Source organism: Mesorhizobium sp. M1E.F.Ca.ET.063.01.1.1, from assembly GCF_003998155.1.
Lineage (GTDB): Bacteria > Pseudomonadota > Alphaproteobacteria > Rhizobiales > Rhizobiaceae > Mesorhizobium.
Map to the genome: position 1 here is coordinate 1 of NZ_RZSC01000118.1, position 11,762 is coordinate 11,762.

General features: G+C 63.4%; 11 protein-coding genes and 1 pseudogene. 8 read left to right on the forward strand and 4 right to left on the reverse strand.

Annotation, left to right across the window (positions count from 1 at the left end):
• Nucleotides 1-775: efflux RND transporter permease subunit (locus tag EOA29_RS11760; RefSeq protein WP_145969660.1), on the forward strand; the 775-nt coding region annotated here is incomplete at its 5' end.
• A 240-nt stretch (nucleotides 776-1,015) separates the two neighbouring features.
• Here EOA29_RS11760 and EOA29_RS11765 read toward each other — a convergent pair.
• Nucleotides 1,016-1,468, reverse strand: a complete 453-nt coding sequence (locus EOA29_RS11765; protein WP_126091598.1) for a L,D-transpeptidase — start codon at nucleotides 1,466-1,468, stop codon at nucleotides 1,016-1,018.
• Nucleotides 1,469-1,806: 338 nt separating this feature from the next.
• Between EOA29_RS11765 and EOA29_RS11770 the strand changes: the two genes are divergently transcribed.
• Both EOA29_RS11770 and EOA29_RS41285 read left to right on the forward strand, forming a co-directional pair.
• Complete coding sequence (locus EOA29_RS11770; protein ID WP_126091597.1) at nucleotides 1,807-2,139, forward strand: hypothetical protein; 333 nt, start codon at nucleotides 1,807-1,809, stop codon at nucleotides 2,137-2,139.
• Nucleotides 2,140-2,172: 33 nt separating this feature from the next.
• Nucleotides 2,173-2,337 carry a hypothetical protein gene (locus EOA29_RS41285; protein WP_189350500.1) on the forward strand — a complete coding sequence of 55 codons (165 nt, stop codon included), beginning with the start codon at nucleotides 2,173-2,175 and terminating at the stop codon, nucleotides 2,335-2,337.
• A 64-nt stretch (nucleotides 2,338-2,401) separates the two neighbouring features.
• Here EOA29_RS41285 and EOA29_RS11775 read toward each other — a convergent pair whose 3' ends face one another.
• Nucleotides 2,402-3,088: a response regulator transcription factor gene (locus tag EOA29_RS11775; RefSeq protein WP_126091596.1), complete on the reverse strand. Its 687-nt coding sequence runs from the start codon at nucleotides 3,086-3,088 to the stop codon at nucleotides 2,402-2,404.
• A 93-nt stretch (nucleotides 3,089-3,181) separates the two neighbouring features.
• On the opposite strand from EOA29_RS11775, the gene EOA29_RS11780 reads away from it, so the two are divergent.
• Together EOA29_RS11780 and EOA29_RS11785 are read left to right on the forward strand one after the other, a co-directional pair.
• The gene (locus EOA29_RS11780) at nucleotides 3,182-3,910 is read left to right on the forward strand and encodes a response regulator transcription factor (protein ID WP_245468458.1); all 729 of its coding nucleotides are present in this window, start codon (nucleotides 3,182-3,184) and stop codon (nucleotides 3,908-3,910) included.
• 173 nt (nucleotides 3,911-4,083) lie between these two features.
• Entirely contained in the window at nucleotides 4,084-6,147 is a 2,064-nt protein-coding gene (locus tag EOA29_RS11785; RefSeq protein ID WP_245468459.1) for a sensor histidine kinase, read from the forward strand.
• A gap of 299 nt (nucleotides 6,148-6,446) precedes the next feature.
• Here the strand turns inward: EOA29_RS11785 and EOA29_RS11790 are convergent, their stop codons facing one another.
• Nucleotides 6,447-6,857 carry a hypothetical protein gene (locus tag EOA29_RS11790; protein WP_126091594.1) on the reverse strand — a complete coding sequence of 137 codons (411 nt, stop codon included), beginning with the start codon at nucleotides 6,855-6,857 and terminating at the stop codon, nucleotides 6,447-6,449.
• Nucleotides 6,858-7,321: 464 nt separating this feature from the next.
• Between EOA29_RS11790 and EOA29_RS11795 the strand changes: the two genes are divergently transcribed.
• Nucleotides 7,322-8,524 carry an aromatic ring-hydroxylating dioxygenase subunit alpha gene (locus EOA29_RS11795; RefSeq protein ID WP_126091593.1) on the forward strand — a complete coding sequence of 401 codons (1,203 nt, stop codon included), beginning with the start codon at nucleotides 7,322-7,324 and terminating at the stop codon, nucleotides 8,522-8,524.
• Between the two features lie 168 nt (nucleotides 8,525-8,692).
• Here the strand turns inward: EOA29_RS11795 and EOA29_RS11800 are convergent, their stop codons facing one another.
• Nucleotides 8,693-10,111: an aminotransferase gene (locus tag EOA29_RS11800; RefSeq protein WP_126091592.1), complete on the reverse strand. Its 1,419-nt coding sequence runs from the start codon at nucleotides 10,109-10,111 to the stop codon at nucleotides 8,693-8,695.
• 291 nt (nucleotides 10,112-10,402) lie between these two features.
• On the opposite strand from EOA29_RS11800, the gene EOA29_RS11805 reads away from it, so the two are divergent.
• Both EOA29_RS11805 and EOA29_RS11810 read left to right on the forward strand, forming a co-directional pair.
• Complete coding sequence (locus EOA29_RS11805; protein ID WP_126091591.1) at nucleotides 10,403-11,320, forward strand: ABC transporter permease; 918 nt, start codon at nucleotides 10,403-10,405, stop codon at nucleotides 11,318-11,320.
• Nucleotides 11,317-11,762: pseudogene (locus EOA29_RS11810) on the forward strand (ABC transporter permease); the annotation flags it as partial. The gene EOA29_RS11805 and the pseudogene EOA29_RS11810, both read left to right, overlap by 4 nt.

An 11,762-nucleotide genomic window follows, 5' to 3' on the forward strand; every position in this document is an offset into this window, starting at 1 on the left:
CGGCAAAATGGTGCCTCTGTCGGCGGTGGTGAAGATTTCGACCAACGCATCGCCGGCGGCGATCGAGCAGTTCAACCAGCTGAATTCCTCGACGATCTCGGCCTTGCCGCTGCCGGGCGTCACCACCGGGGACGGGTTGAAGGTGTTGGAGGATCTTGCCAAGGAGACGCTGCCCGACACTTTCTTCATCGACTATTCCGGCCAGTCTCGGCAGGAAAAGGAGCAGGGCAACACCATCCTGATCGCCTTCACCGCGGCGGTGATCGTCATCTACCTGGTGCTGGCCGCGCAGTTCGAGAGCTTCCGCGACCCGCTGATCATCATGATGGCGGTGCCGTTGTCGATCTTCGGCGCCATCGTGCCGCTCAACATCGGCCTGGGCACGCTCAACATCTACACCCAGGTCGGACTGATCACGCTGATCGGCCTCATCACCAAGCACGGCATCCTTCTGGTGGAGTTCGCCAACCAGCAGCGCGAAATCCACGGCATGCGGCGGCGCGACGCCATCATTGCCTCGGCCAAGGTGCGCCTGCGGCCGATCCTGATGACGACGGCGGCGATGGCGCTCGGCGTCGTGCCGCTGATCATCTCCAGCGGCGCCGGCGCCGCGGCCCGTTACTCGATGGGCCTCGTCATCTTCACAGGCATCCTGGTCGGCACGATGTTCACGCTGTTCGTCGTGCCCATGTTCTACACCTTCATCGCCAGCAAGGATCTGCCGCATCTTGCCGAGAAGCCCGATCCGAAGCTGATGCCGGCGCTGCCGACCTGAAGCGGAGGCAATAGCGAATAGGGGAGAATGGCGTTCGCGCGCCGGGGCATCTCTATTCGCTACTTCCTATTCGCTCCATAATGAAAAGAGGCCGGAAAATTCCGGCCTCTTTTTTGGCGGTGGCCTCACGGCTTCGGCGCTGAGCAATTTCAGGAAAAGTGTGTAACGCTTTTCCGTCCGAAATTGCGCCTAATAGACTACGCCGAAGGCGGCAATCCGCCTGCTACTTGACCCAGCCCGTTATTTAACAATGACGATGCTGGTGTTGGCCGGGCCGAAAACCTCGACAAGCTGGTAGAAATCGGCCGCGGCATCGGGATGCAGGCGCACGCAGCCATGCGAGGCAGGCCGGCCGAGACGGTTGATGGCGTAGGTGGCGTGCACCGCGTAGCCGCCGCTGAAGAACACCGAATGCGGCATCGGCGCATTGTCGTACTTCTTCGAATACCACATCTCGTGCAGGCGGGTCGGCCTGAAGGATCCCGTCGGCGTGATGTGCCTCCTGTCACCCGTCGACACCTTCCAGGTGTAGGTCGGACGGCCGTCGACCGTGACTTCCATGATCTGCTGCGACAGCGAAACCCGGGCGACGATCTGATTGGCGTGGGCGGCGTTGCTGCCGAAAAGCAATGCCGCGCCGGTGAGCGCGGCGGCGGTGACATTGATGAGCTTGGCGGAAATGGCGGTATGCATGACGATCCCTCTCTTTATGCCGGTCCGGCCGGCTTCATTTCGATGTGTCGCTTTATCGAGGTCACCTGTTTCAAGCCTATTTCGCTTGATGCTCGTTATTGTTTCGAATCTGTTTCCCAAAATTAACGCCCCAGCCCGGAAGAACGCTGCTCGTGAGCCTGTCATGGTTACCGACGACAGAGGGGAAACCGACAAACGAAAGTGCGCATGGCTCTGATATGAAAGCTATTTCGCTAATCTCGAAACCGAATTGCAACAAAACGCGGCCTGCGCGGCATGATGCGGATACAGGCCGGCGGCAATGTGGATGCAACGGGAACAGACATCAGCAAACGAAAATGGGCAGGAAATCGAACCTACGCTCCTGGCTTCTCAGGATCGGCGTCGCGGCCGTCATCCTCGGTGGCGCCGGCTCTGTCGCCGGCAACCCCGTGGCAACGCTCGGCGCCATGAATTCGGGCGAGGTTTCGACGCTGCACACTGCACTGTTCATCGCCACGGTCTGGATCGTTTCCAGCCTGCGCGTCCACCGGCTGAGGGCCCTCTGGCGGGTCGGCCTTCGGCTGATGAGGACGCGCGGCCCCTCCGGCTACTTGCTGCCGAGAGGACCGAAGGCCCGCGCCGCAGCGGGGGGCTCCGTTAGCGGCGCGGGCGCTTCGGGAGTTTCCTGAAGCACCGATACATATCGATTTAGGGGTAATGACATGAACACCAGGTTTGCAGCTTCCGTGCTTTCCGCATTGCTCTACGCGCAAGGGCTGCTCGGCTTTGCCGCGCTGGCAACGGTGCTCCTGAAGGAGCGCGCCCATGTCGAAATCACCGCCAGCGCCGACTTGCCCTCAGGTCCCTCGGTCCTTGTGGCGCGCTGAGCACGAAGCATCGGTTTTGGGGGATCCGATGCCAGATCAAGGAAATGACCCGGCCGCCCTCGCCTCAGTCGGTGCGCGGCGTCGGCGGATCGAAGCGATAGCCGGCGCCCCTGATCGTGGTGATGGTCTCGGTATCGAGCTTGCGGCGCAACCTCACGATCCGCGAATCGATCGAGCGGTCGAAAGCGTCCGCGTTCTCGGCCGGCGCGGCGGCGATGATGTCGTCGCGCGTCAGCACCTTTCGCGGGCTTGCCAGGAAGAGCCTGAGCAGCGCAACCTGGCCCGGCGACAGTTGATCCTCGGCACCGGAGCGATGCATGACCATGGCCGACCTCAGGTCGACGGTGGCGTTCTCCAGCACGATCAGTTCCTGGGTGTTGCGGCCGCGCCGCATCAGCAGGCCGCCGATGCGCGCAGCGAGCTCGCGCACATTGAGCGGACTTTCCACCACGTCTGCGGCGCCGAGCTCCAGCGCCAGCACCTTGTCGACAAGGTCGCGTGGCCGGCAGATCAGGATGAAGTCGGAGCCGCTCTCGCCGCCATAACGCTTGAGCAGCTCGCGACCGTCCGCCTGGGTCACATCGTCACCGACGACGACGACATCGATGCCCCCCGCGGAGAGCAGCGACTCCGCCTCCCAGGGCTGGCGTGCCTGGCGCACATCGTGCCCGCGCCGTTCGAGATGGTCGGCAAGGTCGCCGGCCACCACTTCGGCAACGGACACAAGCGCGACGACAGATCGTGCTGCCATTTTCTTCACCCCGCCACAGACAACTCGAGATGAGCGCTGGACATCATGTTTATACCCAATCTACTTTCCGCTGAAAGCGGGAGCGAGACCATTGTGAAGGCACGCATCATCGTCGTCGAGGACGAGCCGGACCTGAGGGAGGCGGTTGCCGAATATCTTGGGGCAAACGGCTATGACGTTGCCACGGCCGAGAATGCCGCGGCGGCGCGCGGCCTGCTCGAGGCGCAGTCCTTCCACCTTGCCATACTCGACATCGCCATGCCCGGCGAGGATGGCCTGTCGCTCGGCCGCTGGCTGCGTTCGAAGACCCAGATCGGCATCATCTATGCCACCGCCGCCGGCACCGCGCTCGACCGCATCGTCGGCCTGGAACTCGGCGCCGACGACTACATCGTCAAGCCCTACGAATTGCGCGAAGTGCTGGCGAGGGTCCGCAGCGTGCTGCGCCGCGTGCCGCAGCCGGCAGCACCTAAGGCCGCGAAGGCCGAGGCCGGCACGCGCCGCTTCATGAACTTCGGCGGCTTCCAGGCCGATCTCGACGGCAGGCTGGTCACCGGCGCCAACGGCGCGGTCGTCGAGATGGCCAAGAGCGAGTTCGACGTGCTGGAGGTTTTCCTCACCCGCGCCAACCGGCTCCTGACGCGGGCGGCGATCTCGGAGGCGATCGGCTTCGTGGAAGATCCCGAATCGTCGCGCGCGGTCGATATCCGCATCATGCGTCTCAGGAAAAAGATCGAAACCGATCCGGCCAACCCGAAATTCCTGCGCACCGTACGCGGCGAAGGCTATATCTTCTCGCTGCCGACAAGCGACGGCAATTGACTCCGGCCCGCGCATCCTTCCGGATACGTGAAAGACGCTGTAGCATTCCGATTGAGCGCACGCCCCCGCAAAACCGTGATCGATTTTCGGGGCTTGTGTGCCGGATTTCATGGTTTACCGATATGGCTCCGGGATGACGTTCGACGATGACAGCTGAGGCCGCACGGATGGACATGCACGGCTCCCGCCAGGGTGCCGCGATGGCGGCCGTCCACGTCGTTCGCCGTTTGCGCGAGGCGGGCGATTGGCAGCGCGAGATGGACGGCATGCTGGAAACGCTCTGCCGGGCCATGGATTGCCAGCGCGGCATTCTGTTTCGTCTGCGCGAACTGCCCGGCCAGGGCTTTGCGCAATCCGTCTCGGCTTACTGGATCGACCCTGAATTCGGCGGCGAGCTGGCATCGCCCACCGTCATCATGCAGTCGATCATCAACTCCGATCCGCTGCTGGAGCGGCTGCAGGAGGACGAGCGCCAGGGCAAGGTCTTTGCCGGTCACACCCGCAATCTGGATGGTTTCCTGAGGGCCGATTTCGAGAAGCAGAACATAAAATCCTTCATTTCCGTGTCGGTCTTCGCCCACGGCCATCTCTGGGGCACGCTGGCGGTCAACGACTGCGTCGCCGAACGCGAATGGACCGACGAGGAAGAGGCGACGCTGCACATCATCGCGCTCGCTATCGGCGACGCCATCGAGCACTCGCCCTCCGAGGCGCATGCCAGCGAAGTCATCCGCCGCACCATGCTGCAGGCCTCGCTCGACGCCATCATCGTCATCGACGAGGCGGGCTTCATCATCGAATTCAACCCGGCCGCCGAGAAGATGTTCGGCTTCCCGCGCAGCGATATCCTCGGCAAGGACCTGCTCGACACCATCGTTCCGCACTACTACCGCAAGGGCTATGCGTCGGGCGCCGAGTATATGGCGGGCCGCGGCGCGCCGATGGTCGGCCAACGGCTCGAGACCGTGACCCAGAACGCGGCCGGCGAGATTTTCCCGATCGAACTGACCGCGACTGAGATGCGGGTTGCCGATCGCCGCCTGATCTTCGGCTCGATCCGCGACCTGCGCGAGAAGCTGCACGCCGAAGAAGAGATCAACCGCCAGCGCGAGAAGCTGCACCAGAACGAAAAGATGGCGGCGATGGGCTCGCTGCTCGCCGGCGTCTCGCACGAGCTCAACAACCCGCTGGCGGTGGTGGTCGCGCAATCGACCCTGCTGCATGAATTCGCGACCGACCCGCAGACCAAGGTGCGCGCCGAAAAGGTGCGCGCGGCCGCCGAACGCTGCGGCCGCATCGTCAAGAGCTTCCTGTCGATGGTGCGCCTGCATCCGACCGAGCAGGCCGAAACCGACCTCAACCAGGTGATGCGCTCGGCGCTCGAGGTTACCGCCTATGGCGCGCGCTCCAGCGGCATCATCATCGACACCGACTTCGCCAACGGCCCGCTGCTCGCCATGGCGGACGCCGACCATGTCACGCAGGTCGCGGCCAACTTCCTCATCAACAGCCAGCATGCGCTGGCTGGAGCCACCGGCGAGCGGCACATCAAGGTGCGGACCTTTCGCAGCGAGCGCGGCAATCCCGGATTCTCCGTCGAGGACAACGGGCCCGGCATTCCCGAGGCGATCCGCTCACGCATCTTCGAATCCTACTTCACCACCAAGCCCGTCGGCGTCGGTACCGGCATCGGCCTTTCGATCTCGAAATCGATCGTCGAGCGCCACAACGGCAACATCTGGTTCGAGGAGGTTGAGCCGCACGGCGCGCGCTTCGTCGTCCAACTGCCGGCGATCGCCGGCGATACGGCAAAGACCGGCGAAGGTCCGGCACGCTCGAGCGGGCTGCGCCATGCGCTGATCATCGACGACGAGCCCGACGTCGCCGCTTCTCTCTCCGACATACTGGAGCTCATGGCGGTGAAATCGCGCGTCGTCGCAAGCTGGACGTCGGCCGGTGAGGTGCTGAGCGGGCAGATGCCGCCGGACATCGTCTTTTCCGACCTGCGCATGCCGGGCACCAGCGGCATATCGATCTATCGCGAACTGCTGGCCGAACGGCCGGGACTGGCGCAACGCTTCGTGCTGGTCACCGGCGACCTTATCGGCGCCAAGGCTGAGATCGAGGCGCTGCCGCCGCACCAGCGCCCGCAGATCCTGGAGAAGCCATTCTCCACACTAGACGTCCGCGGAGTCCTCTCCGCTATCGCCGATCAGGCGGCGGCCGTGGAAGGCTGAATCCGGCGTGCCAGGGATATGTGGCGATTCAAGTCAGGCCGAGTGGAGAACGATGGCTTCCGAGAACCGAAACGGAGCTTACATTCAAGTACGCGAGTACCGGCCTACGCCGGCCATAGCCTCGACTGCGCGGCGACTCGTGAGTGCTTCGGCTTCGGCCGGCGAGGGCCGGGAGCGCAGGAAGCCGCCATTCGCAGGCCGGCCTCACCTGAATCGCCACATATTCCAAAAAAAGAGGCTCCCGACCGACATTGCGGCGGGAGCCTGACTGGAGCGCGGAGGGTGCGCTCAGGGGAGCCTTAAAAAACGTTCGGTGTGTTGGTGAGCGGCGCCGCGTTGGCGATCATGCGCACCGCGCGGGCTCTGTGCTGGCCTGACTGCTCGGCGATGGCGCGCAGGCACTCGGGGCTTTCGGCGCCCCAGTTCTGGCCTTTGCAGGCGAACTCGATCTGCGGCTGCGGCAGGCGCGCGGTCTTGAGCGTGGTCGGCGCGCCCTCCACGACGTTGGCCGGGGGATTGATCGAAGCGAAAGCGGGACCCGCGGCCGGCGCAAGCACCATGCCGGCAAAGGCGGTGGCGCCGAGCAGCGTGAACATCGCCATCGGATGATCGCTGGCGCGCTGGCGCAGCGCGAGCTTCGGCCGGCGATCATTGCGCTCCGGGCCGTAAATGCGGCGGCTGGCGTCGGTGGTCTGGACTTTCGCAAACATCGGCTGTTCCCTTCGTTATCTTTCTTTTCCTTATGAAACGAACATAATCGCGCCAGGTAACAGCCGAATGATTGGGTGCGATCGGCCGTGTAACAGGATTGAAACAGGGCCGCCGCCTTTGTTCCTGCTTGGGACCGGCGAGCCGCCTCTGGTTCACGAAAGAAACACATGCGCCTGTCGGATGCGGCGGACTGTAAGCGACCTCACACAGGCGCCGAATTGCTATGGCCGTCGCGGTCATCCGGAGCGCGGGAGGTGCCGAAACGAACCCTCTCGCAACGCCCGAATCCGCGGCCGGAACCGCTGTTCCACATCCCTGACTAAGGCCCGGATTTTCCGGGGCTTCTCGGCCCAGGCGGGGCAAAACCCATCGCCATTGATTTTCCATATTTCCACAAGCCATTGCATTTCAATATAAAATATGCTTTTATTGAATGATCATTCAACAAAAGAAGAGCATTTTGATGAACCCGCACCTCCGTGACGTGGCGATCCCCAACGATTGGGACCGGCGGGGCTTGCCGGGGTGGAGTTATCATTCCAACGCGCTTCTCGAACTCGAGAAGGAATACGTCTTCCGCAATCACTGGCAGATCGCCGGCCACGTCTCCGACGTGCCGAATGCAGGCGATTATCTGACCATGGACGTTATCGGCGAGCGCGCGCTGATCGTGCGCGGCAAGGACGGCGTCGTGCGTGCCTTCAACAACATGTGCCGTCATCGCGGCAGTCGCGTCGTCGCCGACAGCCGGGGCACCTGCAAGAACGCGTTGGTCTGCCCGTTCCACGGCTGGGTCTATAATCTCGACGGCACGCTGCGCGGCGCGGCACGCCCGCGCTCTTTCCCCGAGCTCGACAAGACCGAGTTCGGCCTGATGCCGCTCGACCTCGAAATCTGGATGGGCTTCATCTTCATTCGTTTCCGCAAGGGTGGCCCGCAGCCTTCGGTAGCCGAGCTCTTGAAGCCGATCGAGGCGGAGATCGCTCACTACCGCGTTGCCGACATGGTGCCGTCCTGGGGAATCTGGACGCAGAAATCGCCGGTCAACTGGAAGTCGGTGCGCGACGTCGACAATGAAGGCTACCACGTCGCCATGGCGCATCCGGCGCTGCAGGACCTCTATGGCGCGACCTATTTCGACGAACCCTTCGTCAATGGCGTGTCGCGGTCCTTCGCCACCTACAACCCGCATGCCGGACGGCGCTGGAGCGTCGGCCAGTACATCAAGATCGCGCCCGAGCCGGCGCACTTGCCGGAGCACCTGCACCGGGCCTGGATCTATTACGGCATCTTCCCCAACAATGCGCTGTCGATCATGCCGGAATCGGTGCAGTTCTATCAGGAGTTCCCGCTGTCTACCGGCGAGACGCTGCTGCGCGGCGCGGTCTATCGCTATCCGGACGAGACCAGGGAGCAGGCGGCGGCGCGTTACCTCGCCTACCGCATCGACCGCGACACGATGAACGAGGATGTGCAGCTTTCGGTGTGGTCGAACGAATCCATGCTGTCCGAAGCCTTCGAAGGCTTCTACCTCTCCGACCTCGAATACGGTGTGCGCACCCATCACGACCACCTGCGCAGGCAGGTTCCGGTGCTCAATCTGGAGACGGCGCCCGAGGAAAAGGACATGTGGGGATTGAACGACGCGCTGCGGTCCAGGGGGTAGAAGCTGCTAATCTCCCCCTTGAGGGGAGATGCCCGGCAGGGCAGAGGGGTCGCTGCGCGTAGAACGCCGACGCCCTCTGTCGTCGCGGAAGGCGCAGGCACTCTACGTGAGACGACCCCCTCTGTCGCCTTCGGCGACATCTCCCCCTCAAGAGGGGAGATTGGCCAATCACCCCCGCCACACCCCCTCTTTACGCAAATCATCCATAGTCCGCGAAATACCCTCGCGCAGGATGGCGACCATGTCGTCGACCTGCTCGCGGCTGATGATGAGCGGCGGCGACATCACGCACATGTTGATGAGCGGCCGCACCAGCAAGCCGAGCTCGTGGCAATGCGCATCGATGCGTTTGCCGACATCCTTGTCGAGCTGCAGCGGATCCTTGCTTTCGCGATCGGCCACGCATTCGACGCAAGCCATCAGGCCGACGCCGCGCACCTCGCCGACCAGCGGCAGCTCTTCCAGCGTCTTCAGTCGCGCCTGGAAATAGGGCGCGATCTCGCGCGTGTGGGCGAGCACACCGTCCTCCAGCAGGTCGAGATTCTTCAGCGCCACCGCGCAGCCGATCGGATGGCTGGTGTAGGTGAGGCCATGGCCGAACAACGCGTCGGGATGATTGGAGCGGCGCAGTTCTTCCAGCAGCCGTTCTGAGATGATGACGCCCCCGAGCGGGAAATACCCTGATGTCACGCCCTTGGCGAAGGTGATCATGTCCGGGTCGATGCCGAACACGTCGCCGGAGGCGAAGACATGGCCGAGCCGTCCGAAACCGGTCACCACCTCGTCCGAGACATAGAGGATGTCGTTCTCGCGGCAGATCTCGCAGATGCGCTTGAGATACCCGTCCGGCGGCACGATGACGCCGCCCGAGGCCTGAACCGGCTCGCCGACAAAGGCGCCGATGCGGTCGGCGCCGACGCGCGCGATCGTGTCCCGGAACTGATCGACCAGGAAGTCGGTGAAGGCGGCAACGCTCATGCCCTTGGGCCGGCGGAACGGATCGGGCGAGGAAAGCTTGATCACGAGATCGCTTGCGCCGTCCATCCAGTCGTGATCGCGCGGGCGGCCGTTGAGCGAAGCCGACAGATAGGTCGAGCCGTGATAGGCGCCGCCGCGGCTGAGGATCAGCTTCTTTTCCGGCCGTCCGCGCACATTGTTGTAGAACTGCATGAAGCGCAGCGCCGTCTCGACCGCCGAGGAACCGCCGGTGGTGAAGAAGGTGTGGCTGAGGTCGCCCGGCGCCGCATCGGCGATGCGGCGCGCAAGCTCGGCCGAGGGCGCGTTCATCGTATACCAGGGCGTGTTGTAGGAGAGCGCCATCGCCTGGTCGAGCATCACCCTCGCCAGCTCCTCGCGGCGATGCCCGACATTGATGCACCACATGCCGGCCGGGCCGTCGATCAGGCGCCTGCCGGAGGCGTCGGTGATGTAGATGCCGTCGCCCTCGCCGATCAGCGTGCGCGCCTCGGCGCCGACCGAGCCGGCATAGGGCCAGGGCTGGACGAGATGGCGCTTGGCGAGCTCGACCGCATCGTCATCGCCAGGCCCGATGAGTTCGCTTGCCTTGATCTTGCTTTGAGCCGCCATCTTCGCCTCACATCATCGGGTTGCAGAAATTTCGTCGCACATCAAACAGCGCGGAAAACCAGGGAAATTCGGCTTTTCATCACTTCATTTTGAATGTTCGTTCAATCAATATTACAGAAATAGCGCTTGATTTCAATCGGTGGATACGCTCATGATGAAAGAAAGCCGGCAAGCCACGGAGCCATCGCGCTCCAAGCATAAATCGGGAACGGGCGGCCGGCGCTACGAATGGGAAGGCCGCATGGCGGGACAGTCCGAGCCAGCTACCGAAATCACGCCCGGAGCGCTGCAATGACGGTTGCCGCGGAAGGGTCGCCCCCGCTCCGCGTGGCGGGAGCCAGACGAAGCCCCCTTCTGCAATCGGAAGCCGTCCAGGGCTTTGCGCTGATCAGCCCGACCTTCCTCTACGCGCTCATCCTTCTCGTCCTGCCGATCCTGGTCGTTATCGCCCATTCCTTCTGGACGCAGGACTATCTCACCATCGATCACACATTCACGCTGGAGAATTACCGGATCGCGCTCACCGAGCCGATCTATCGCGACCTGCTCTGGCGCTCGCTCTACATCTCGCTGACGGTCAGCCTGCTCACCGTGGCTCTTGCCTATCCGATCGCCTATTTCATTTCCTTCCATGGCGGCCGCCACAAGAGCCTCTGGCTTTTCCTCATCACCATCCCGTTCTGGACCAGCTACCTTTTGCGCGTGATGTCGTGGAAGGTGATCCTCGGCTATAACGGCGTGCTCAATTCCGGACTGATGGGGCTCGGCATCATCGACGAGCCGTCGACGGCGCTGCTCTACAATTCCAGCGCCGTCATCATCACGCTCACCCATGCCTGGGCGACCTTCGCCATCCTGCCGATCTTCGTTTCGCTGGAGAAGGTCGACCGCACGCTTGTCGAAGCGGCGACCGACCTCGGCGACGGGCCGCTGCGCTCCTTCCTGCGCGTGACCTTGCCTCTGTCGGCGCCCGGCGTCATCTCGGCGGCGCTGATCGTCATGATACCGACCGTCGGCGACTACGTCACGCCGAAGCTGGTCGGCGGCAAGGACGGCGTCATGATCGCCAACGCTATCCAGGCGCAGTTCGGCAAGGCGTCGAACTGGCCGCTGGGTGCTGCGCTCTCCGTCACCACCATGGTCATCGTCTCGCTGATGGCCGGCGCCACCGTGCTGATCATCCGCGCTATCCAGAGGCTGGCGCGATGACGGCGATGCGACGTTTCCTGCCAAGCTGGCTCACGAGTTACGCCATCCTCCACGTCGCCTTTCTCTATTTGCCGGTGATCTTCCTGCCGATCTTCTCGATCAACACCGCGGCGACGCCGAAATTCCCGCTCTCCGGCGTCACGCTTCATTGGTATGAGGACCTGCCGCGCACGCCGGCGCTGATCGACGCCACCTGGAACAGTCTTCTGGTCGGCGTCTCGGCCTCGATCCTGTCGACCGTGCTCGGCATCCTCGCCGCCCGTTCGATCACACGCTACCGCTATCCCGGCCGCCGCACCATCAACGGCCTGATCATGGCGCCGCTGGTGCTGCCCGAGGTGATCGTCGCCATTTCGATGCTCTTGGTGATGCTGCAGCTCGGCCTCAGCCTGTCGCTTTTCACCGTGGTGCTCGGCCATGTGCTGGTCTGCATCCCCTATTC